This is a genomic window from Acetobacter sp. DsW_059, from assembly GCF_002153695.1.
Taxonomy (GTDB): domain Bacteria; phylum Pseudomonadota; class Alphaproteobacteria; order Acetobacterales; family Acetobacteraceae; genus Acetobacter; species Acetobacter thailandicus.
In genome coordinates this window covers 21,846-44,416 of record NZ_JOPI01000033.1, presented here as the reverse complement: position 1 = coordinate 44,416, position 22,571 = coordinate 21,846, and the positions used below count along the sequence as shown (strand labels likewise).

The window sequence follows — 22,571 nt, the reverse complement described above, 5'->3', positions numbered from 1 at the left end:
AAAACGTCAGATCATGAATATGCCGGAACATCAGCCTTCCGAAAACAAAGAAGGTGAGACAAAAACAACGGCTCAGGTTGTCATGGAGTATGTGCGCACGCTTGGTACGGCCTTTATTGTCGTGCTTGTGCTGCGTACTTTTGTGTTTCAGTCGTTTTTCATTCCGTCCGGTTCAATGATCCCGACTCTCCAGGTTGGTGATTATATTTTTGTGAGTAAATATAGTTACGGCTACTCACGTTATTCTTTTCCGATGAACCTCGATTTATTTAATGGTCGTATATGGGGCGCAGTGCCGCATCGGGGAGATGTGGCGGTTTTTCGTTTCACTAAAGATACGTCAATCGATTATATCAAGCGCGTTATTGGCCTCCCCGGCGACCGGATCCGCGTGACCGGGGGGCAGCTTTACCTTAATGACCAGCTGGTGCCCTGTATTGATCCGCACCCTTATGTTGCTGTGGATGAAACGCATGAGCCGGAAAATGGTCAGGTCTGTGAAGAGATTCTGCCCGGCAGTGATGGTCGTCCCGCCGTAAAGCACTCTGTGCTGAAGCTGACGGATCAGGGAGCGCAGAACAACACGCCTGAATATGTTGTGCCGCCAGGGCATCTGTTCATGATGGGTGATAACCGCGATAACAGTGCCGACAGCCGCTTTATGGGTGATGACCCGCATGATCTCGGTTTTGTGCCAATGCAAAATCTCGTTGGTCAGGCTAAATTCATCTTCTTCTCGTTTGATAGCATCGCCCCGGCCTGGCAGTTCTGGCATTGGCCGGCGGAAATTCGCTGGGCACATTTATTTCGGAGTTTGACGTGACATCTGTTGCTGGCGGCCTTGTGCCGCAGCCCCCCATTGACGCTTTACAACAGCGCCTTGGGTATATTTTTAAAAAACCGGAGCTGCTTTTTGAGGCACTCACCCATCGTTCTGCAGCTTATCAGAACGCCGGTGGCCGCAGGCGTGGTCAGAAACTTAAAGGCGTCGGCTCCAATGAGCGCCTTGAGTTTATAGGCGACCGTGTTCTGGGGCTGCTGATGGCTGAGTGGCTTCTGGAGCGGTACCCCGGCGAGCAGGAAGGAGCTTTGGGGGCCCGTCTTGCTCATCTGGTGTCACGTACTATGCTGGTTGAGGTCGCTGGTGCTTTTGAGCTGACAGACAGTCTGAGTGTTGCCGCGCACGAGGCGCGTGCTGGTGTTCAGGCAACAGCCAGCGTTCTGGCTGATGCTATGGAAGCTGTTCTGGGTGCTGTTTTCCTTGATGGCGGCTTGTCTCCTGCGCGTAAAATTGTGCGCAAAGGCTGGTCTTCCCTGCTGGAAGCGCAGGCCCGTCCGCCCAAAGACCCCAAAACAGCTTTGCAGGAATGGGTTCTGGCCAGAGGTCAGGCTTTGCCTGTTTATAAGGTTGTTGTTGCAGAAGGGCCGTCACACGCTCCTTCTTTTGTTGTTGAAGTTGAAGCTGGTGGCCAGAGCGGGTCAGGTCGGGCAGGCAGCAAGCGGGCGGCGGAGAGCGCAGCCGCAGCAAGCCTGCTTGAGCAGCTGGAAGGTAAAAAAAATGGCTGATGTAACACGTTGTGGTTTTGCTGCTCTGGTTGGTGCACCAAACGCCGGAAAATCGACCCTGCTTAACTGTATGGCGGGGGTAAAACTGTCTATTGTCAGCCCGAAAGCTCAGACAACCCGCTTCAGGGTTCTGGGCATTCTTATGCGTGAAAAAACGCAGATTCTTCTGGTTGATACTCCCGGAATTTTTCGTCCGCGTCGTAAGCTTGACCGGGCTATGGTTGCCGCTGCCTGGACCGGTGCGGAAGATGCTGACATCACCATGTTGCTGATTGATGCAAAATCTGGCCTGACAGAGGCTGTGCAGGAAATTATTGCACGCCTCGCAGAGACAAAACGTAAAGTCTGGCTGGTTTTGAATAAAACGGACCTGGTGCAGCGCCAGGCTTTGTTGCCTCTGACAGCAGCAGTGACAGAAAAACTGCCGGTTGAGCATGTGTTTATGGTCAGTGCCCGTTCAGGGCAGGGGGTTGATGATCTGCTCGATCGCCTGGCAGAGACCCTGCCTGAGGGGCCTTATCTCTACCCTGAAGATGATCTGACAGATCTGCCTGATCGTCTTCTTGCTGCTGAAATTGTACGCGAACAGGTTTTTCTGCAAACGCATGAAGAAGTGCCTTATGGTGCCACAGTTGAAACCGAAAGCTACAAAGAGCGCCCTGATGGTTCAGTACGTATTGATGCCGTTATTTATGTGTCGCGTACCGGGCATAAAGCGATTCTGATTGGTGAGCGTGGCCAGAAAATTCGTCAGATCGGCGAACGTGCCCGCCGGCAGCTTTCTGAACTTCTTGAACGCCCCTGCCATCTCTTCCTGAATGTGAAAGAGCGTTCAGGCTGGGATGAAGAGCGCGCGCGTTTGCGTGCTATTGGCCTGGATGACGTGCCATAAAGAACCCATGACCGCTTGTGGCATACGCTCATGAAGGATAAGAAAGAGCCACACAGGCCCGGTTATGCGCCGGGCCGGAATTTCTCAGGAATGGTCGAGGGCAAATGACAATGTTAACAGGCGAAAAGCCAGATCGTAAACGTGTCCTGCTCAAAGTTTCGGGTGAGGCCCTGATGGGCGGCGGTGCCTTTGGGGTTGATCAGAAAACTGTAGAGCGTATTGCTTCAGATGTTGCCGCCGTTGTGCACAGCGGTGTTGAGGTGTGTCTGGTTGTTGGTGGTGGCAATATTTTTCGTGGTGTTGCTGCTGCTGCAAAAGGGATGGACCGCGCGCAGGGTGACTACGCGGGCATGCTGGCAACAGTTATTAACGCATTGCTTTTGCAGAATGCGCTTGAGCGTGAAGAGCTGCCAACCCGCGTGATGTCAGCTATTGATATGTCTTCTATCGCAGAACCCTACATCCGTCGCCGTGCCGTAAGGCATATGGAAAAAGGGCGCGTTGTTATCTTTGCCGCCGGCACAGGGAACCCCTTCTTCACGACAGATACAGCCGCTGCGCTGCGTGCTGCCGAGATGGAATGCGATGTGCTGCTTAAAGGTACGCAGGTTGATGGCGTTTATTCTGCAGATCCGAAAAAAGATCCGTCAGCAAAGCGCTATGATCAGCTGAGCTATATGGATGTGCTTGCGCATGATCTCAACGTGATGGACGCGGCTGCAATCAGCCTGTCACGTGAGAATAAGCTGCCTATTATTGTTTTTAATATTGGTGAAGCCGGGTCTTTCGCTCGTGTTATGCGTGGCGAAGGCCCCTTTACAAAGATTATTGAGGCATCCTGACAGGCTGCTGCCTGTTCTGAGGTGCGACCTGATATAATAAAGGCAGCTTCGGCTGCCTGCTAAACGGAGGAGAAAACCGTGTCTGAACTGAATGCTCTGACCGAAGACCTGACCCGCCGGATGGACGGCGCGCTGGAGAGCCTGCGACGTGATTTTGCCGGCCTGCGCTCCGGTCGTGCCAGCCCGGCTCTTCTTGAGCCTGTAAGAGTTGAGGTTTATGGCAGCGAAGTGCCGCTGACACAGGTTGGGTCGATTGCGGTGCCAGAAGCACGTATGCTGACTGTACAGGTGTGGGATCGCGGTGCCGTTGCTGCTGTGGAGCGCGCAATTCGTGATTCTGGTCTGGGGCTTAACCCTGCCGCTGATGGTCAGATTGTGCGTGTGCCCATTCCCCAGCTGACGGAAGAGCGTCGTCATGAGCTGGCTCGTGCAGCAGCTCGTTATGCTGAAGGTGCCAAGATTGCGGTGCGTGGTGTACGCCGCGACGGCATGGATAAATCGAAAGCCAGTGAGAAAAAAGGCGATATCAGCCAGGACGATGTTAAGGTCTGGTCTGATGCGATCCAGAAACTGACGGATCAGTATGTTAAAAAAGTTGATGACATGCTGGCTGATAAGGATCGTGAGATCAAACAGGTTTAATGTGCAAGCGCGATCAGATTAAAAGCCGTGATGTCAGCCGAAAAAACACGTGAAAAAGAAAAAGTCTCTGTTCCGACGCATGTTGCGGTCATCATGGATGGAAACGGCCGGTGGGCTGCAGAGCGGGGTCTGCCACGTCTGGCCGGGCATAAAGCCGGGGCAGAGGCAGTAACCCGTTGCCTGCGTGCTGCTGTGGCCCGCGGTGTGGATTATCTGACATTATATGCGTTTTCTTCCGAAAACTGGTCGCGCGAACCGCAGGAGGTTTCTGACCTTACCAGCCTGATGCGTTATTACCTGCGGCATAAAATTGCAGGCCTGCATCAGGAAGGGGTCAGAATACGTTTTATTGGTGATTTATCGCGTTTTGATTCTGGCCTGAGGGTCGAGCTGGATCGTGCTGAGAAATTAACCAGTAAAAATACGCGCATTACCCTTTTGCTTGCGCTGTCTTACGGTGGGCGGGGGGATATCGTTCAGGCTGCTCAGCGTCTGGCACTGTCCGTTCAGCGTGGTGAAATGGCAGCGGAGCAGATTACAGAATTAGAGTTTTCACAACATTTGTGGACGTCAGGCGTCCCCGATCCTGATGTTGTCGTAAGGACAAGCGGGGAGTATCGCCTTTCAAATTTTTTACTGTGGCAGAGTGCATATGCAGAGCTGGTGTTTCTGGACGTGTTCTGGCCAGACTTTAATGAAAGGCACTTTGCTGCTGTGTTAGATCATTATGCCCGCCGTGAGCGCCGCTTTGGTGTCAGGCCGTCAGCATGAGTGCTGAAAAAAGTAACGCCTGGCGTGACTTAAAAGTTCGTACACTCTCAGGCATTATGCTTGGGGCTGTTGGTGCTTTTTGTATATGGGCCGGTGACTGGCCCTATAAGATCATGGTTGCTGCCATGACCGCAGGGATGGCGGCTGAGGCTGCAACGCTTTTCAAGGTTTCGCCCCGGTCGTGGCGTGGCGGGCTTTATGTGTTGTGGGCCGCCTGCGCCTGGATTGCTGCCGTGACTGGCCACTGGAACGCTTTCCCGCTTTTTTGTCTTTCTTCTCTTATTTTTGGTCTGCCTCTGTGCGCCATTATGTGCGTGATTGTTGTGGCCTGTAATGCCTTGTTGTGGCTGCGTCTTGGCGGGGCTTTGCCTGTGCTGTTTGTTATCGGTGTCGTGGTCGCCAGTGACAGCGGTGCCTATCTGACCGGACGTATGCTTGGCGGCCCTAAACTGGCCCCGCGCATTTCTCCTGGTAAAACCTGGTCGGGCTCTGCTGGCGGCTTGCTGGCAGCTTTACTGACAGGGTTCCTGATCGCTTCTGCCTCTGATTACCCTGCTACGGGCTCAGCTTTATTTTGTGCTGGTGTTCTTGCTGTTGTAGGGCAGATCGGAGATTTGGCTGAAAGTGGTGTGAAGCGCAAAATCGGGGTGAAAGATTCGGGCAGTATTCTGCCTGGTCATGGCGGGCTGCTCGACAGGTTTGACGGTCTTATTTTCGCGGCACCGGCTGCGGCCCTGTTTTCTTTGTGTGTGACTTTGCCTCGTCCGTTCTGGACAGCGGATTTGCATGCTGTATTAACCGCTCTGACAACTATACTCCACATGTAGGTCAGTCGTCAGCATAGAGCCGTTTTCTTCAGCTATAAGAGATAGATAAAAATGAGAACTGTAACTGTTCTGGGAAGCACCGGCAGCATTGGGTGTTCAACTGTTGATCTGCTTGAGCAGGCGCGTGACCGTTATCGCGTTCGTGCTCTTGTCGGCGGCAGGAATGCTAAAAAGCTGGCAGAACAGGCGCTCAGTCTCAATGCAGAACTGGCCGTTGTCGCTGATGAAGCAGCGTTTGATGAGCTGCGCAGTCTGCTCTCTGGCTCGTCTGTAAAAATTGCCTGCGGGCGGCAGGCGGTGATTGATGCGGCAGCTCTGCCCGCTGACTGGACAATGGCTGCCATTACAGGGGCTGCGGGCCTTGAGCCGGTTCTGGCTGCGGTTAAAAATGGCCGCTCAGTCGCGCTGGCTAACAAAGAGGCTCTGGTCTGTGCGGGTGATGTGATGCTTCGCGCAGTTGCTGAGGCCGGAGCAACGCTGCTGCCTGTCGATTCTGAGCATAACGCTGTTTATCAGTCTATGGCCGACCGGCAGGTATCTCAGGTTGAGAAAATTATTCTCACCGCTTCAGGGGGGCCATTTCGCAAGTCTTCTCTTGCTGAGATGGAAGCCGCAACACCCGGGCAGGCTCTGAAGCACCCGACCTGGAGCATGGGTGCTAAGATCAGCATCGATTCGGCTACAATGTTTAATAAAGGCCTTGAGGTGATTGAGGCTGCAAGAATTTTTAACCTGCCCGAAAGTCAGATTGATGTTCTGGTGCATCCGCAGTCTGTTGTGCATGGTATGGTACAATACACCGATGGCAGCCTGATTGCGCAGATGGGATCAGCCGATATGCGCATTCCTATAGCGCATACTCTGGCCTGGCCTGAACGGATGGCAACCACATCGTCAAGGCTCGACCTGGCTGCTTATGCAACACTTGAGTTCAGTGCCCCTGATGAGCAGCGTTTTCCTGCTTTGCGTCTGGCGCGTCAGGCGTTACGCTCAGGTGGTGCTGCACCTGCTATTCTTTCAGCTGCGAATGAAATTGCAGTTGATGCATTTTTAAATAAGACAATTGGTTTTCTTGATATTGCGCGTCTTGTGGAGAAGGTGATGGAGAAGCTTGGTGCTCCGCCGGCAGATACACTCGATGCCGTTCTGCACTGGGACGCTCAGGCACGTCATGAGGCCCGGAATTTGACATCAACGCTGGCTGCCTGAACCCGGGTTAGCAGGAGTGATATTGATTTTATTATGATACATGACTCTCTTCGGGCGATTATCGCCTTCGTCTTTGTACTCGGTGTTCTGGTCACCATTCATGAGTTCGGGCATTATCTGGCAGCACGCTGGCGTGGCATTCATGTAGAGATTTTCTCTATAGGTTTTGGTCCCGCTCTGGTGCGCTGGGCTGATCGCAGCGGTACAGAGTGGCGTATATGCTGCCTGCCTTTTGGCGGTTACGTGCTGCCTCATGGAATGATGAACCCTGAGACCGCCACCCCCGAAGAGAGGGCTGCCTGGATTCCTGGTAAAACATTTCATGAAAAATCAGTATGGTCGCGTGCAGCAGTCATTGTGGCGGGGCCACTCTTTAACTTTTTGCTTTCTATTGTTCTGCTTGCGTGTTTGTACAGCGTTACAGGCATGCCCAGAATCACTAATCATGTATCGACAATACTGCCTCACAGTGCCGCAGCCGATGCAGGCCTTGAAAAAGGTGACGTGATTACTGGCATTGGTGGTCATTCGCTTGACAGCGTTGCGGCTATTCAGGAGGAGGTTTCAGTATCTCCTGGTCTTAAAACGACTCTGAGCGTTACACGTGACGGTAATAAACTCGAAGTGCCGGTTACAATTGGTTCAGGCACGGCAAAATCAGGTGGTTCCGCTCATGGTCTTCTGGGTGTTGGCTTTATGGTCGAAAAGACCCCGCCGCTTGCGTTGCCTCAGGCTGTAATTGCTGGCATAAAAGAGACGTGGTCTATGACGAAGGAGACAGTTCGCGGACTGTGGATGATTCTTACCGGGCAGCATAGTGCCAGAGAGCTTGGCGGGCCGCTTAAAATTGCCCAGCTTTCAGGGCAGGTTGCGCAGTATGGATTTGCCAGTTTACTACCGTTTATGGCTTTGCTTTCTGTTAATCTCGGGCTTATCAATCTCTTTCCGATACCGGTGCTTGATGGTGGTAAACTAATATTTTACATTGTTGAGGCGGTCAGAGGACGCCCTGTGCCGGTTAAAGTGCAGGAAGTTTGTTTTCAGTTTGGTCTGGCCGCTGTTGCTGCTCTTTTTCTTTTTTCGACGTTTAATGACCTTTCCAGCTTTGGATTGTTTAAGTGGATAACATCGTTTGTGAGTTGAAGTTTGTTATCGCGCAAATGGAAACACTTGCGTCATGATAGTGATATCGGATACTCCATACAGAGGGCAGAGCAATATTAATGAAAGATGGGTTCCTGGCTGTGCAACGACCCCGACTGTGGAGGAAAGCAGATTTTGACGGGTAAGCGTTCAGCTCTCTTTGTCTCTGTATGTATGGTGCCTTTTCTGCTGGTGCAGAGATACGCCATGGCTGCAGACGCTCCTGCCAGCTCTGCGCGGCAGTCTTCGGCTGTTTCTGCAGGTCAGCGTAAGGTGTCATCTTCGCCAGGATACGTCAGTGGTAGTGTTTCGGGAGTTTCTCCCGGATCGCACGATGTTATCGAACATATCGATATTACCGGTAATTCGCGCATCGAAACCAACACAGTCCTTTCTTACATGGTTGTTCAGTCCGGGGATTACTTCTCTCAGGATGACCTTGACCGTTCGCTTAAAACACTGTTTGCGACAGGTCTGTTTAAGGATGTCCGCCTTCGTCGTGAGGGCAATGTTCTGAAGGTTAACCTGGTTGAGAATCCGATCGTCAACCGCATTGTGTTTGAAGGTAACAGTGCAGCCAAAGAGGAAGACCTGCGAAAGGTTATCGCTTTGCGTCCGCGTGCTGTTTTCTCGGCGGAAACTGCAGCTGATGACCGTCAGAAAATTCTCGATGTGTATGCGGAGAAGGCGCGTTACGCTGCCGTCGTCACGCCACAGATTGTCAGGCTGTCACATAACCGCGTGGATGTGGTTTTCCATATAACGGAAGGACCGCAGACCCTTATTCGCAAAATTGCATTTGTTGGTAATAAGGCATATGGCGACCTCCGTCTGGCCGGTATTGTTTCCTCAAAAGAGACGGCCTGGTTCAGGTTTATGTCTTCAGCAGATGAATATAATCCTGAGCGTCTGAAATACGATGCGGAGCTTCTGCGGCGTTTTTATCTCAGCAATGGCTATGTTGATTTTCAGATGAAAGACGTATCAGGCGAGCTTTCTCCTGACCGTAAGTCATTTTATGTAACCTATACCATGGATGAGGGGCAGCGTTACCGTCTGGGTAAAGTCGATATTCGCTCAAGCCTGCGTCATGTGCCGGCAAAGTCCCTGCGAAAATATGTCGAGCTGTTTGCTCATCAGTGGTACGATGGCAAGGCTGTGCAGGATAACGCCACAGATATGGAGGAAACTCTCCAGGCTGAAGGTCACCCCTTTGCTATGGTCAGGCCGGTTATCGCACGTAACCCTGAAAAGGGTGTTGTGAACCTGTTGTTTGATGTGAGTGAGGGGCCGCGTCGTTATATTGAGCGTCTCGATATTAACGGTAACACCATTACCGAAGACAGCGTTATTCGTCGTCAGATGCCTTTTGCTGAGGGTGATCCCTACACACCGAGCTACAAAAAATATGCTAAAGAATCGGTTCAGGATCTTGGCTTCTTTAAAAGTGTAGACGTTCAGGATACGCCGGGCTCAGCGCAGGATAAAACCAACGTCGCAGTTAATGTCGTTGAAAAGCCAACAGGTGAATTTTCTCTTGGTGGCGGTTATTCAACTGACGTCGGTGTGATTGGTAATATTGGTCTTAAACAGCACAATCTGCTTGGTACAGGCGTTGATGCCGGTCTCTCCGGCACAATGTCGCAGTGGCAGAGGCAGGTTGATCTTTCTGTTACAAACCCGGCTTTTCTTGGTCGTAACCTTGTTGCTGGTGTCGATATTTTCGGTATTCAGAACAAGTATCAGACGTACCAGAACTACTCTGAAAGTCGTGTCGGTATTACCCTGCGTATGGGGTATGCGTATAATCGCTACCTCTCACAGTCATGGAATTATACGCTGACACGCCGTCACGTTGGCCTTGCCGGCGGTGGCTGGTATCAGCCCTCCCTGTACGTGATCGACCAGAAGGGTAACTCTCTTCTGTCTCAGATCGGTACGAACCTGGTTTATGACCGGCGTGATAACCGTATGAACCCGCATAATGGTTATATGGTATCACTTGGCGGAGATTTTGCTGGTCTGGGCGGGGATGAAAAATATGGGCGTGTTAAAGTTAATGCCTCATATTATATTCCGCTTGATGACCTGACGAACAGCCATGACTGGACGATTGTCCTGCGTGCCGGTGCCGGTTACATGGGTGACTGGGGTAACGGGCGCCATGATATCATTGATAACTTCTATCTGGGTGGTCAGAACCTTCGCGGCTTCCTTGATGGTGGTGCCGGTCCGCGAAGCAAAGGTTATGGCGCTTATCCGGGTGAGGATCTCCTGGGCGGGCGTTATATTTACAACGCTTCAGCTCAGCTTAATTTCCCGATGCCGTTTCTGTCTGCAATGGGCGTGATGGGACGTACCTTCGTTGATACAGGTAGTCTCTGGGGCCTGCGTGTAAAACGTAACTTGTCGCATCCCTGGAGTGACCCGTATCAGGGTATTTCGGGTGACAGACCATTGCCTCGTGTCAGTGCGGGTGCCGGTTTCTCGTGGAAGAGCCCCTTCGGTCTGCTTAATATCGACCTTGGTGTTCCTATCATGCGCAGTCATAACGACCGTACGCAGCTTATTCGTTTTGGTTTTGGTCAGCAATTCTGAGGTAATGATGGTTTATTTTAGCAGAAAAGCCCTTTTGGGAGCCGTTTTTCTGTCATGTTCAGCTGCTTTTCTATCAGATGCGCAGGCACAGAGTTCAGGTGGCGGATGGTTTGTGCCAAAGAGTGCACAGCCAAAGCCTGCTCCGGCACCTCGTCAGGTTCACGAAGCGCCTCAGCCTGATGCTCCTGAAGAGAGTGGTGGTGAGGAATCGCAGACCCCTCCCGTTCTGCCTCTCCCAACTATTCCAAACGCGCCTGACCTGCCAAAAGGTGTCGCTCCTCCTCAGGCCGTTATCGGCGTGATCAGTGTTCCTGGCGTTATGCAGCAGTCAATGGCCGCAGCACAGGTAGAGCATATTCTGGGTGCGCGTCGTGATGCCCTGGCCCGTGATGTTCAGAAAGAGCAGGCTGGCTGGCGTGATGAGCAGCAGAAGCTTCAGGCGCAGGCAAAGTCACTGACCTCTGATCAGATCCAGTCTCGCGAGCGCAGCCTGCAAACACGCGTTATGAAAGCTCAGCAGGCTTTCCGTAATCGTAACCGCATCATTCAGGAGGCCGCTCAGGTTTCCCTCGGGCAGATAGAGCGCGAGCTGGTTCAGGTTATTCAGAAAGTAGCAACATCGCGTGGTATGAACCTGATTCTTCATAATGAGCAGGTAGCTCTGCATGTAGATGGCCAGGATATTACCAATGAGGTGGCTAAACAGCTGAATACTATTATGTCATCTGTTTTCATTCCTGCTGCTGACGTCGACCCGGAAGTGCTTGCTAAATCAGGGAAAATGCCAACAACGGCTAATAGTGATGCACAGGCACCGGCAGCGGGTCCTGCACCTGCGTTTAACCCTTCTGCGGCAAAGACTCATTAATTCTTATGAATGCCGAAAATTCTTTAGCTGCGGGGCCGGCTAATCCACGTTTTTTCCTTCGGTCAGGCCCTTTTGATGCGCAGGCAGTCGCTCAGGCTGCTCAGGCTACTTTTGTTCCTCCGGCTGACGGACGTGCTCTGCCAGCCGAAGGGTTCAAAGGCATAGCACCGTTGCAAAGTGCCGGTTCTGATGAAATCAGTTTTCTTGATAACCGGCGTTATGCGACGTTACTTGAAAACACCTCAGCCGGGCTGGTCATCGTTGCGCCTGCTTTTGCTGATAAAGTTCCGCCACATTGTGCTGCGCTGATTACGTCAGAGCCATATCTGGCCTGGTCGCGTGTTGCCCGCATGTTTCATCCCAGGCATCCGGCCAGAGCGGGGGTTCACCCCTCAGCCTGTGTTGCGTCAACAGCTGACATTCATCCCACCTGCGAAGTCGGTCCCTTCGCCATGATTGGCGAAAACGTAAAAATCGGGGCCGGTTCTGTTATTGGTGCCCATACTGTCATTGAACAGAGTGTGACACTGGGTGAAGAGTGCCGGATTGGCGGTCACGTTACATTATCGCATGTCGTTGTGGGTGACAGAGTTATTATTCTGCCAGGCGCACGCATTGGTCAGGATGGGTTTGGTTTCGCTGTGGGGCCTCAGGGTTTTGAAACTGTGCCGCAGCTTGGTCTGGTTGTGCTCGGTAATGATGTTGAAATCGGTGCAAATACGACTATTGACCGTGGTTCGGTTAATAACACCGTTATTGGCGCGGGCTCCCGTCTCGATAACCTGGTGCAGATTGGCCATAATGTGCAAATGGGCCGGTGCTGTATAGTGGTGGCCCAGGCCGGTATTTCCGGCTCTACTATTCTTGAAGATTTTGTTACAATTGCTGCTCAGGCAGGCCTTATCGGGCATATCCGCATTGGTGAAAAAGCGCGTGTAGGTGCGCAGTGCGGTGTGATGTCTGACGTAAAAAGTAAGGCTGATGTGATTGGTAGTCCTGCAATGCCTTTCAAAGAATTCTTTCAGAATGTTGCTGTTTTGCGAAGAATAGCTAAAAAGAAGCCGGGTTCGTCTGAGAGTTCGGCCGATAAAGATGATAAAAAAGACTAACCGGATAATTCTATCAGATAAGATTAAATTAAAATCAGGGTGTTAAGATAATGGAAGTAATGCAGCAGGAAGAGCAGATAATTAAAGAGATAGACGTTAATCGTATTAAGCAGGCTATACCTCACCGCTATCCTTTTTTGCTTATCGATAAAATGGTCGATATTGTCCTTGGTGAGGAAGCAACAGGTATTAAATGCGTAACTGTTAATGAGCCTTTCTTTCAGGGGCACTTCCCGGCGCGCCCGGTGATGCCTGGTGTCCTGATTATTGAAGCTATGGCTCAGACAGCAGCCACTCTTGTTGTCCTTTCTCTTGGTGATAGTTTTGAGGGCAAGCTTGTCTATTTTATGACCGTTGAAGGTGCCAAATTCCGTAGCCCCGTTGGTCCCGGAGATCAGATTCGCCTGCACGTTGCCAAGCAGCGCCGCCGCGGTAGTGTGTGGAAGTTTTTTGGGTCTGCAACCGTAGATGGAAAAATTGTAGCTGAGGCAACATTCAGCGCTATGATCATGGACTGAGCGTTCTGCCTGTAAGGGACGCTTTTAAGTAAATGCCTGTGAAAAATAGTTTGCCATAAAAAAGCGTGATTTGTCTGTTTGTTTTTGTCTTTTTCACCGAAGGACGAGAGTGCAGTTATGGAAGGAACTGAGGTATTGCATAAGGTGGAAGAAGGCAGTGGGGCAGTAATCCATCCAACTGCCATTATTGCTCCTGGCGCCCGCATCGGGCGTGGAGTTAAGGTTGGGCCATGGTGTTCTGTCGGAGCCAATGTCGTTATTGATGATGACGTTGAGCTGATTTCGCACGTTGTGGTTGATGGCCATACACGTCTTGGTGTCGGGTCACGCTACTACCCGTTCTCTACGGTAGGCATGGCACCGCAGGACCTGAAGTATAATGATGAGCCAACCCGTTGTGAGGTTGGTGCACGTACTGTTGTGCGTGAACACGTGACGATTCACCGTGGCACAGCTACCGGTTGTGGCGTGACGCATGTCGGGGACGATGTGCTGATTATGGCGAACGCGCATGTTGCTCATGACTGCCAGGTCGGGAATCGTGTGATTATCGTCAATAACGTTGTGATGGGTGGTCATGTCGTTGTTGAGGATGATGCCCGCATTATGGGCTCCGCAGCCATTCATCAGTTTGTCCGTATCGGTCATGCTGCTCTGGTTGGTGGCGTTGCAGGCGTGGAAGCTGACGTTATCCCCTATGGCAGTGTGCTGGGAAACCGGGCCAGGCTGGTTGGTCTGCACTGGATATGGCTGCGCCGCCATGGTGTCAGTCAGCCTGAAATTCATCAGATGCGCCGTGCATTTCTCACTCTTTATCCTAAAGGGCCTGAGGAAGGGACATTTGCTGAACGTCTTGAGCGTGTGCGCAGGGATTACTCTTCTGACCCACGCATTCAGGAGGTTCTGACCTTTATTGACAGCCCGAGCAAGCGTGGTCTTGTACGGGTTGCACGAGGTGATTACAGCGCAGCAGAAACAGAGGGAGCCTGACACTGCAGTCGTCGCAAACTGTAGGCATTCTGGCCGGTGGCGGGCCATTGCCTGCCAGAGTTGCTGAAGCTGTTGTGGCCAGAGGCGGCTCGGTGTTCATTCTTGGTTTCGAGGGCTTCGCAGAGCCTGAGACGATAGCGCCCTGGCCGCACCAGATTGTAAGGCTGGGTGCGGCGGGTCAGATGCTCTCTTTGCTCAGAGAGCATAAGTGCGGTGATCTTGTTCTTATAGGCCCTGTGCGTCGCCCGTCATTACGGAGTCTGTATCCCGATTCTGAGGGGGTGCGTATTCTTGCCCGTCTGGGTCGTTCTCTTTTTTCTGGTGATGATGGCCTTCTGGCCTCCCTCGTTCGTATTCTGGGGGAGGAGGGCTTTCGGGTTCGTGGTGCTCACGAATTTTTGCCGCAGTCTGTTTCTGAGCCCGGAGTACTGGGGCAGATTCGGCCTGATGATATTGCCAGGGCTGATATCGCGCATGGCATAAAAGTAGTGCAGGCTCTGGGGCGGCTGGATATCGGGCAGGGATGCGTTGTGCAGAATGGCGTGGTTCTGACGGTTGAGGCCATGGAGGGCACAGACCGTATGCTGGAACGTGCGGGGCTATGTAAGCAGCCCGGAGAGGGCGGTGTACTGGTTAAGCTTTTAAAGCCAGGTCAGGATAAACGTGCTGACATGCCAACGATTGGCCCGGTTACTGTGCGGCTCGCAGCGCAGGCCGGTTTGCGGGGTATCGCCTTTGAGGCAGCACACACACTGCTAACTGATCCTGAAAACTGCGTAGCGGAAGCTGATAAGAGCGGACTTTTTCTGATAGCCGTTGAACCTGAGCGTTTTATTCCCTGATTTGTGACTTTGCTCGCGCCTTCATCGGTTTGTGTGTCAGGTGACGCCTGCTAGTATGAGATATTATTTTGTTATCGGCGGGAGAGAAGTCTAATGGCCAGTTATCTGCATACAATGGTGCGTGTGCGCAACCTCGACAAAAGCCTCGCATTTTATAAATTACTCGGTATGCATGAGCTACGCCGGCGTGAGGTGCCAGAGGGCAAATATACGCTTGTGTTTATTGGCTATGCTGACAATACCGCAGGGCAGGCTGAAATTGAGCTTACCTATAACTGGGGGCAGGATGACGGCTATGACGTTGGTACCGGCTTTGGTCATTTTGCCGTTGGTGTTTCAGACGTTGCAGCGGTAGCTGATGCCGTGCGTGCGGGTGGCGGAAAAGTAACCCGTGAGGCCGGGCCGGTAAAATTTGGCACGACCATTATCGCCTTTGTTGAAGACCCCGATGGTTATAAAATAGAACTTATCCAGCGGTAAGTTCCGGCTCCGGCTGCTTATGCAGCCGGGTCCTGCTTCAGGCGTGATAACAGTCGTTCAAGCGAGCTGTTAATCGTGTTTGCAGCCTGTTGCACCTGAGAGTCCTGGTGGGTTTCGAGCAGCTCAACACTCAGCAGGGCAGGGGCAATAATATTTTTAATATCATGCTTTAGTTTTTTGCTGGCGGTTTGGATGGTGTCAGACTGTGGCATCAGGAATAGCCTTCTTGTTGGTTATGATTATCCGAGAGACTCTGGCAACGATTGACGGCTGGCTTTCAGGTCATTATAAGCCGCCCTTTACAGGGGCAGGTAGTTTTATCTATCTGTCTGACAATTAATTTATCAGAGGGAGTGCCGCAATGAAGCGCACCTATCAGCCTTCACGGCTCGTTCGCAAGCGTCGCCATGGTTTTCGTTCACGTATGGCAACAGTTGGTGGTCGTAAAGTTATCGCTAACCGTCGCTCAAAAGGCCGTAAACGTCTTTCTGCCTAAGGGCTGAGGGGTTGTCCATGGTCACAGACCAGGGAAGAAACCTTGAGCAGGCTGAAGACGGACCTCTTCAGTCTCAGGGCCTTAAAAAGCGCAAAGAGTTTCTTTTTCTGGCTGCGCGTGGATGTAAAAGCCCGGTGCCAGGCCTTGTTCTTCAGCTCTTCAGGCGTGCTGATTCGGGGGCTGCCCGTGTGGGGTACACAGTTACCAAAAAAGTCGGCAACGCTGTTGTGCGTAACAGAGTGCGTCGTCGTCTGCGCGAAGTTGTGAGAATCGTCGAGGCAGAAACCTCACTCAACGGTCTTGACCTCGTTCTGATTGGTCGTGCAGGGACAAGAGACAGGCCTTTCACGGCTCTGATCACAGATTTTCGTAAGGCACTGGGGGTATGTCTGTCTGAGGCCGACAGAAAAGCCAGAGCAGGCAAAAACGGTTCTTAAAGTTTTTCAGGCCTGTTGTGCCTGATTTCCGTTTTTTTATGGTTTGTCTTTTCAGGTTTCCCGGCTCGCAGGCAGTGTGCTGCTATTTTTTTTGCTTGCTACAAGGGGGCCTGCTGGCCAGAGAATGGATACACGTCGTCTCATACTGGCAACATTTCTGTCAGCTATTGTCCTTATCGGGTTTGATTATTTCTTCCCGCAAGCCCCTAAACAGCAGCCTGTGCCGGTTGCTGCAACGCAGGCTCTTAACGCCCCTGCCGGCGGAGCCGCTGCCACATCAGGCGCAGCTGCCAGACCTGCCGAAAGTTCCGATGCTGCTCAGGCCGATATCCGCCTGACAATTGACGCTCCTGCTGTTCAGGGAAGCCTCAATCTCAGAGGTGCCCGTCTTGATGACCTCGTTCTCAAGGCGTACCGCGAAACAACAAAACCAGACAGTCCTGATGTACGTGTGCTGAGCCAGACTGGCACGGCCCGTCCTGATTATATTGATTTTGGCTGGCGCGCCCCTGAAGATGTCAAAATTGCTCTGCCAGACGCTAATACCGTCTGGAAAGCTGATCAGCCCCATCTTGATGCGACACATCCGGTTACACTGACGTGGGATAACGGTCAGGGCTTTGTGTTTGATATCGTGCTGGCGATTGATCGTAACTTTATGTTCACGGTTAGTCAGCATGTGCATAATAATACAGCGCAGGCGGTTTCGCTTTATCCGTTTTATCGTGTTAACCGTGGCTATACCCCCGAAACTAATGGCGGGATGCTGGTGCACGAAGGGCCGATCTCCGTTATTGATGACCGCCTGAACGAAGGGTCATATAAATCCCTGCGTCAGGACAGTGTACCACCTAATAACATTGCCTGGAGCCATCAGGGTAAAGGTGGCTGGGCCGGTATTACCGATAAATACTGGCTGATGGCGATTGTGCCTGACCAGGCAGCTCAGGTCGTTGGTACATATGACTATCAGGCTGCCAGCACGACCTATCAGGTTGGCTTTACCAACGTTGCCCCTGTGGCAGTGGCTGCCGGGCAGACAGCGGGGACCGAAGCACATCTCTTTGCCGGTGCAAAAGAATACAGCCTCCTCGATCATTATCAGAAGATGCTGCATATCCCCATGTTCTGGAAAGCGGTGGATTTTGGCTGGCTCTCTTTCCTGACCCTGCCGGTGTTTAAGGTGCTCGACTGGCTGTATTCAATTATGGGTAATTTTGGCCTGGCTCTGCTGACCTTTACCGTGATTGTTAAGGTTGCCTTCCTGCCGCTGACCGTCAAACAGATGCGCATGACCTGGAAGACAAGCCGCCTGAAGCCAAAAGTTGACCAGATTAAAGCACGTTACAAAGAAGACCCGATGGTGATGCAGCAGCACATCATGGCACTGTACCGTGAGGAGGGTGTTAATCTTTTCGGCGGGTTCCTGCCTCTGTTTATCCAGGCGCCTGTGTTCTGGTGTCTGTATAAAGACCTGTATGTGACCATTGAGATGCGTCAGGCGCCCTTCTTTGGCTGGATTAAAGACCTCTCTGCACCTGACCCGACCAACGTGTTTAATCTGTTTGGTCTGCTGCCCTTCGACCCGTCACATATTTTTGCTATTCTCTCTCTTGGTGCATGGCCCATCATTTATGGTGCAACCATGTTCCTGATGCAGAAAATCAGTGCCAGTTCAACGAACATGGACCCGGCACAGCAGAAGGTTATGACTTTCATTCCTCTGGTGTTTACGTTCTTTATGGCACACCAGCCCGTTGGCCTTGTGATCTACTATAGCTGGAGCAACCTGCTTACAGCTCTGCAGCAGGTCATCATTATGCGCGGGTTTAAAGCAGCTGATGCCAAAAAAGCTGCGCTGAGTAACAAATAATGCTTCAGGCTTCGACGACCTTCCGTGAACTGACAGATCAGGCTCAGATTGATGCCGCCCTTGAGGAGGGGCGGCGTCTGTTTGCCGGCCCGTGTGAGTTTATTTTTGGTGCTCAGAAACTGGGGCAGCTCCCGCCGCAGACTTTGCCTGAAATTGCTTTTGCCGGCCGCTCGAATGTCGGTAAATCGAGCCTTATTAATGCGCTGACCGGTCGTAAGGCTCTGGCCCGTGCATCTTCAGAGCCAGGGCGCACAAAGCAGCTCAACTTCTTTAATCTTGCTGAGAGACTGATGCTGGTTGATATGCCCGGTTATGGCTACGCAAAAGCTGCGAAGTCAGTGAAAGAAGACTGGCAGGAGATGATGTTTGAGTATCTGCGTGGCAGGCCTGGTTTGCGCCGGGTTATGCTGCTGCTGGATGCCCGTGTTGAACTGAAAAAGCACGATACTGATATGATGAAGCTGCTTGATAAAGCGGCTGTCAGTTTTCAGATCGTGATGACCAAATGCGATGCTCTTAAACCACAGGCGCTGAGTGCTAAACACAACGCCCTGCAGGAGCAGGTGAAGCGCCACCCTGCAGCCTGCCCCTTTCTGGCTGTTACCAGCAGTGAAAAAGGTACGGGTATTGAAGAGCTGCGCGCCGAGCTTGCCGAGTTCGCTCTCCCGTTAACCTGAAGCCATCTGGCAGATTTAGCAGCAGGACTTTTGCCGTTATGACCAGTGCCAACAATGCCTCCATGGGGCCTCACCAGGAGGCCGCTGTTCTTGCCGGGGCACTCCCTTACCTTCGTCGCTATGCCGGTGATACGATTGTCATAAAATATGGCGGTCATGCCATGGGCAATTCTGACCTGGCGCAGACATTTGGTCGTGACATTGCTTTGTTAAAACTGGTTGGCATTAACCCGGTCGTTGTGCATGGCGGTGGCCCGCAGATTAACAATATGCTGACCCAGCTGGGCATTCAGTCAACTTTTGTTAATGGTCTGCGTGTCACTGATGCCAGCATGGTTAACGTGATCGAGATGGTTCTGTCCGGCTCAGTCAATAAAGAGGTAGCCGGGCTGATCAGCCGCGCCGGTGCTATGGCTGTTGGCATATCAGGTAAAGATGGCAACCTCATTACTGCCCGCAAGCATCAGCGTACAGTATATGACCCCGTGACAAAGAGCGAGCGTGTGCTTGACCTCGGCTTTGTTGGTGAGCCTGTTAAAGTTGACCCGCGTGTGATTTACGCCCTGTCAGGTTCTGGCCTGGTGCCGGTTATTGCCCCTGTCGGGCAGGGTGAGGATGGCGAGACCTATAACATCAATGCCGATACAGCCGCCGGTGCTGTGGCTGGTGCTGTGCACGCCAAACGTCTGCTTATGCTGACAGACGTAGCAGGTGTGCTTGATGCGCAGGGTAATCTCATTCCTGAACTGACTGCTACCCAGGCGCGTAAAGCAATTGCAGACGGTATTATTACCGGCGGTATGATTCCTAAAGTTGAAACCTGCATCGAGGCCGTGCAGGCAGGGGCTCAGGCTGCGGTTATTATTGACGGGCGCATACCGCACGCCTGTCTGCTCGAGCTGTTTACAACTTCTGGTTCAGGCACTCTTATCAGAGCTGACTAACTTTAAGCTGTTTATAGCCCCCGGCAGTTCTGCCGTGGCGTGTGTGGCATAAAGGATGGTGCGTTGACAGGGCTCGTCTCTGTCCGCATGGTCCTTGCTCACGTTTTAATGGTCAGGGCTGACAGCTCTGGCTGATGTTCCTTATGTTTCTGACGGTGCCTCATGACAGACAATACACTGCGTACTCAAATCGAAGCTTTGTGGGAAGAACGTCATACGATCTCTTCTGCAACGACCGGAGCAGGCCGTAAAACAATCGAAACAGCCCTTGCCGCACTGGATGCCGGTGAGCTGCGTGTTGCCGCCCCTGAAGATGGTGGCTGGGTTGTGCATGAGTGGCTGAAAAAAGCTGTTCTGCTCTCTTTCCGTCTTAACGACAGTGTGGTTGTACCTGGTGCAGCAGCGGGTGCTCCGGCTTTTGATAAAGTGCCGGTTAAATTTGCCGGCTGGGATCAGGCTCGTTTTGATGCCGCTGGTTTCCGCGTCGTGCCGGGTGCCGTTGTGCGCTATTCTGCTTTTATTGCTCCCGGCGCTGTGCTGATGCCTTCTTTTGTAAATGTTGGCGCGCACGTTGGCAGCGGCACAATGGTTGATACATGGGCAACCGTTGGCAGTTGTGCTCAGATCGGCCGTAACTGTCATATCAGCGGTGGTGCAGGTATTGGTGGTGTACTTGAGCCTCTTCAGGCTGCTCCTGTTATCATTGAAGATGACTGTTTTATCGGTGCACGCTCAGAAGTCGCTGAAGGTGTTATTGTTGAACGTGGCTCAGTTCTGTCCATGGGTGTTTTCCTTGGTGCGTCGACAAAAATTGTTGATCGTGCCACGGGAGAGATCTTCATGGGGCGTGTGCCTGCTTACTCAGTGGTTGTGCCTGGCACTCTGCCACCTTCATCACCTGCTGGTGCTGATGGCAAGCCTAACCCCCACCTTGCCTGTGCGGTTATCGTCAAGCGCGTTGATGAGCGCACACGCTCTAAAACTTCCATCAACGACCTGCTGCGCGACTAAAGGCACAGAGACACCATGACGCGCTTTTCTTTCGGAGAGGAAGCCTCTCTGCCTGATACGACAGACCCCGTTGCTCTGACGCAAATGCTGATCCGTGAGCCATCTGTATCACCTGATACAGGAGCAGCTCAGGCGCTTCTGGCTGCAGTGCTTGAGCAGATGGGTTTTAAGGTCTGGCACCTTGCCTTTGGCGAGGGGAAAGAAAAGACGTTCAATTTTTTTGCACGTCGTGGTGATAAAGGCCCGCATATCTGTTTTGCGGGCCATACGGATGTTGTGCCACCAGGAAAAGAAGAGTTGTGGACGCACCCTCCCTACGCTGCACATATTGCCGATGGTGTGCTCTATGGCCGCGGTGCCTGTGACATGAAGGGTGGTATTGCCGCTTTTGTTGCAGCGGCATCCCGTATGGGTGAGGGTGGTCCCGGCTCGGTCAGCCTTCTGATCACAGGAGATGAAGAAGGGCGGGCAACGTACGGCACGCAGAAGGTGCTGGAGTGGATGGCGCAGGAAGGACACATTCCTGATTACTGTGTTGTTGGTGAGCCAACGAATCCTCTTGCTATCGGTGACATGATCAAAAATGGCCGGCGCGGCAGCCTCAATGCTCATATTGTGGTTGAAGGAGTGCAGGGTCATGTCGCATATCCGCACAGGGCTGATAACCCGGTGCATCGTTTGCTTGCTCTGCTGGGCGAACTGACGGCCCGGCCACTGGATGAGGGATCAGAATGGTTTGAGGCCTCAAGCCTTCAGGTCACCAGCATGGACGTTGGCAATACGGCAACAAATGTTATTCCGGCTAAGGCTGAGGCCCGGCTGAATATACGTTTCAACAACCTTCATACCGGTGCAGAACTGGCCAGGTGGATCACCACTGTCTGTCAGAAGCATGCACCGCAGAGCCATGCAGATATTCATATCAGTGGGGAATCTTTTCTGACCCCATCGGGGGCAGAGACACAGGCTCTGATCTCTGCCATCAGGCAGGTGACGGGACGTGATCCGAAGCAGGATACCGGAGGCGGGACATCAGACGCCCGCTTTATCGCGCGTTATTGCCCGGCGGTAGAGTTTGGTCTGGTTGGTGCCAGCATTCACCAGGTTGACGAGCACACCAGTGTGCAGGACCTGGAAACGCTGACGCAGATCTATCACATTTTTCTTAAAGAGGTGCTGGCATAATGTCTCAGCCGACCCGGCAGGGAAATGCGCATAAGATCATTCAGGGTATGTTTCTGCTGGCCAGCGGACGGCGCGAAGGCATTAATAATTTTGCCGGCACGACAGATGCTTTTGGTGCAGCACTGGCACCGCAGCTGGCATTTGTGCTGATTAATCTGTTTGCTGTTCTGGCCTCACCCGGAAAAATCACAGGCCTGATCCAGGTTTTAATGTTTTTATGTAAAATTCTGCTGCCGGTTGTTGTGTCAGAGTTTTATGCGCGGCGCTGGCAGCGTAGCAATTTATGGCTGCGTTATATTACTGCGGCAACCTGGAGCAACTGGATCGCTGTATTTGGCGTGGTTATTGTTATTGTTGCGGGTCATTTTTTATTCCCCGAATTTGCTGACAACCCCTATTTTACCGCCGCTGTCATGATGATGGGTATTATTGGTGACGTTGTTCTGCAATGGTATATTGCCCGTGTTGGTCTGGTTATCAGTGGCTTTAAGGCCGCTTTGTTATATGGCTCGGTGCTGGTTATTACAGGGTTAATGTATGTCGTTGCTTACATTTTGCCGCCACATTATCCGTCACCTGATGATCTGATGAAAGTCTTCTTTCATCGTGCCGGAGCAGCATAGCGGTTACCTGTCTGTTACCTGAAATACG

The 22,571-nt window shown here is 52.2% G+C and carries 25 protein-coding genes; 24 read left to right on the top strand and 1 reads right to left on the bottom strand.

The genetic code is table 11. The features are described from left to right. Nucleotides 1-13: 13 nt before the first annotated feature. From lepB to gloA, 16 genes are all read left to right on the top strand, one after another. Complete coding sequence (gene lepB, locus HK25_RS07855) at nt 14-823, top strand: signal peptidase I (RefSeq protein WP_369822897.1); 810 nt, start codon at nt 14-16, stop codon at nt 821-823. Further along, on the top strand, nt 820-1,566 hold the full coding sequence (gene rnc / locus HK25_RS07850) for a ribonuclease III (RefSeq protein ID WP_233127746.1): 747 nt from the start codon (nt 820-822) through the stop codon (nt 1,564-1,566). The genes lepB and rnc overlap by 4 nt, the downstream gene beginning before the upstream one ends. Next, on the top strand, nt 1,559-2,458 hold the full coding sequence (gene era / locus HK25_RS07845; protein WP_086553383.1) for a GTPase Era: 900 nt from the start codon (nt 1,559-1,561) through the stop codon (nt 2,456-2,458). Before rnc ends, era begins: the two co-directional genes overlap by 8 nt. A gap of 104 nt (nt 2,459-2,562) precedes the next feature. After that, nucleotides 2,563-3,300, top strand: coding sequence for a UMP kinase (pyrH, locus tag HK25_RS07840; protein WP_086553382.1), 738 nt, complete (start codon nt 2,563-2,565; stop codon nt 3,298-3,300). A gap of 120 nt (nt 3,301-3,420) precedes the next feature. Beyond that, entirely contained in the window at nt 3,421-3,942 is a 522-nt protein-coding gene (gene frr / locus HK25_RS07835) for a ribosome recycling factor (protein ID WP_212333936.1), read from the top strand. Between the two features lie 30 nt (nt 3,943-3,972). Further along, complete coding sequence (gene uppS / locus HK25_RS07830) at nt 3,973-4,713, top strand: polyprenyl diphosphate synthase (RefSeq protein WP_086635872.1); 741 nt, start codon at nt 3,973-3,975, stop codon at nt 4,711-4,713. Continuing rightward, complete coding sequence (locus HK25_RS07825; RefSeq protein ID WP_086635871.1) at nt 4,710-5,540, top strand: phosphatidate cytidylyltransferase; 831 nt, start codon at nt 4,710-4,712, stop codon at nt 5,538-5,540. Before uppS ends, HK25_RS07825 begins: the two co-directional genes overlap by 4 nt. A gap of 51 nt (nt 5,541-5,591) precedes the next feature. Beyond that, nucleotides 5,592-6,749, top strand: coding sequence for a 1-deoxy-D-xylulose-5-phosphate reductoisomerase (gene dxr, locus HK25_RS07820; protein WP_086635870.1), 1,158 nt, complete (start codon nt 5,592-5,594; stop codon nt 6,747-6,749). Nucleotides 6,750-6,782: 33 nt separating this feature from the next. Beyond that, nucleotides 6,783-7,892 (top strand): RIP metalloprotease RseP, encoded by a 1,110-nt coding sequence (rseP, locus tag HK25_RS07815; RefSeq protein WP_173559468.1) that lies wholly within the window; start codon nt 6,783-6,785, stop codon nt 7,890-7,892. A gap of 87 nt (nt 7,893-7,979) precedes the next feature. Continuing rightward, nucleotides 7,980-10,490 (top strand): outer membrane protein assembly factor BamA, encoded by a 2,511-nt coding sequence (bamA, locus tag HK25_RS07810; protein ID WP_086553377.1) that lies wholly within the window; start codon nt 7,980-7,982, stop codon nt 10,488-10,490. A gap of 4 nt (nt 10,491-10,494) precedes the next feature. Further along, nucleotides 10,495-11,358 (top strand): OmpH family outer membrane protein, encoded by an 864-nt coding sequence (locus tag HK25_RS07805; RefSeq protein ID WP_086553376.1) that lies wholly within the window; start codon nt 10,495-10,497, stop codon nt 11,356-11,358. Between the two features lie 5 nt (nt 11,359-11,363). Continuing rightward, nucleotides 11,364-12,467 (top strand): UDP-3-O-(3-hydroxymyristoyl)glucosamine N-acyltransferase, encoded by a 1,104-nt coding sequence (lpxD, locus tag HK25_RS07800; protein WP_086635869.1) that lies wholly within the window; start codon nt 11,364-11,366, stop codon nt 12,465-12,467. A 50-nt stretch (nt 12,468-12,517) separates the two neighbouring features. Beyond that, the gene (gene fabZ, locus HK25_RS07795) at nt 12,518-12,985 is read left to right on the top strand and encodes a 3-hydroxyacyl-ACP dehydratase FabZ (RefSeq protein ID WP_086553374.1); all 468 of its coding nucleotides are present in this window, start codon (nt 12,518-12,520) and stop codon (nt 12,983-12,985) included. A 117-nt stretch (nt 12,986-13,102) separates the two neighbouring features. After that, on the top strand, nt 13,103-13,975 hold the full coding sequence (gene lpxA / locus HK25_RS07790) for an acyl-ACP--UDP-N-acetylglucosamine O-acyltransferase (RefSeq protein WP_086553373.1): 873 nt from the start codon (nt 13,103-13,105) through the stop codon (nt 13,973-13,975). Between the two features lie 2 nt (nt 13,976-13,977). Next, entirely contained in the window at nt 13,978-14,817 is an 840-nt protein-coding gene (locus tag HK25_RS07785) for an LpxI family protein (protein ID WP_086635868.1), read from the top strand. 93 nt (nt 14,818-14,910) lie between these two features. Continuing rightward, complete coding sequence (gene gloA, locus HK25_RS07780; protein WP_086635867.1) at nt 14,911-15,297, top strand: lactoylglutathione lyase; 387 nt, start codon at nt 14,911-14,913, stop codon at nt 15,295-15,297. A gap of 17 nt (nt 15,298-15,314) precedes the next feature. Here the strand turns inward: gloA and HK25_RS07775 are convergent, their stop codons facing one another. Beyond that, a complete protein-coding gene (locus tag HK25_RS07775) occupies nt 15,315-15,509 on the bottom strand; it encodes a HAMP domain-containing histidine kinase (protein ID WP_086553370.1) in 195 nt (64 codons plus the stop codon). 149 nt (nt 15,510-15,658) lie between these two features. On the opposite strand from HK25_RS07775, the gene rpmH reads away from it, so the two are divergent. From rpmH to HK25_RS07735, 8 genes are all read left to right on the top strand, one after another. Further along, the gene (rpmH, locus tag HK25_RS07770) at nt 15,659-15,793 is read left to right on the top strand and encodes a 50S ribosomal protein L34 (protein ID WP_081773530.1); all 135 of its coding nucleotides are present in this window, start codon (nt 15,659-15,661) and stop codon (nt 15,791-15,793) included. A gap of 17 nt (nt 15,794-15,810) precedes the next feature. Further along, complete coding sequence (gene rnpA / locus HK25_RS07765; protein ID WP_086553369.1) at nt 15,811-16,230, top strand: ribonuclease P protein component; 420 nt, start codon at nt 15,811-15,813, stop codon at nt 16,228-16,230. 124 nt (nt 16,231-16,354) lie between these two features. Then, the gene (gene yidC, locus HK25_RS07760; RefSeq protein WP_086553472.1) at nt 16,355-18,103 is read left to right on the top strand and encodes a membrane protein insertase YidC; all 1,749 of its coding nucleotides are present in this window, start codon (nt 16,355-16,357) and stop codon (nt 18,101-18,103) included. Beyond that, the gene (gene yihA, locus HK25_RS07755; protein ID WP_086553368.1) at nt 18,103-18,780 is read left to right on the top strand and encodes a ribosome biogenesis GTP-binding protein YihA/YsxC; all 678 of its coding nucleotides are present in this window, start codon (nt 18,103-18,105) and stop codon (nt 18,778-18,780) included. The genes yidC and yihA overlap by 1 nt, the downstream gene beginning before the upstream one ends. Nucleotides 18,781-18,818: 38 nt before the next feature. Further along, nucleotides 18,819-19,724, top strand: a complete 906-nt coding sequence (gene argB / locus HK25_RS07750; RefSeq protein WP_086553367.1) for an acetylglutamate kinase — start codon at nt 18,819-18,821, stop codon at nt 19,722-19,724. Between the two features lie 162 nt (nt 19,725-19,886). Then, a complete protein-coding gene (dapD, locus tag HK25_RS07745; protein WP_086553366.1) occupies nt 19,887-20,735 on the top strand; it encodes a 2,3,4,5-tetrahydropyridine-2,6-dicarboxylate N-succinyltransferase in 849 nt (282 codons plus the stop codon). 15 nt (nt 20,736-20,750) lie between these two features. Beyond that, nucleotides 20,751-21,920 (top strand): succinyl-diaminopimelate desuccinylase, encoded by a 1,170-nt coding sequence (gene dapE / locus HK25_RS07740; RefSeq protein ID WP_086553365.1) that lies wholly within the window; start codon nt 20,751-20,753, stop codon nt 21,918-21,920. Next, the gene (locus HK25_RS07735; RefSeq protein ID WP_086635866.1) at nt 21,920-22,543 is read left to right on the top strand and encodes a hypothetical protein; all 624 of its coding nucleotides are present in this window, start codon (nt 21,920-21,922) and stop codon (nt 22,541-22,543) included. The genes dapE and HK25_RS07735 overlap by 1 nt, the downstream gene beginning before the upstream one ends. The last annotated feature ends 28 nt before the right edge of the window (nt 22,544-22,571 follow it).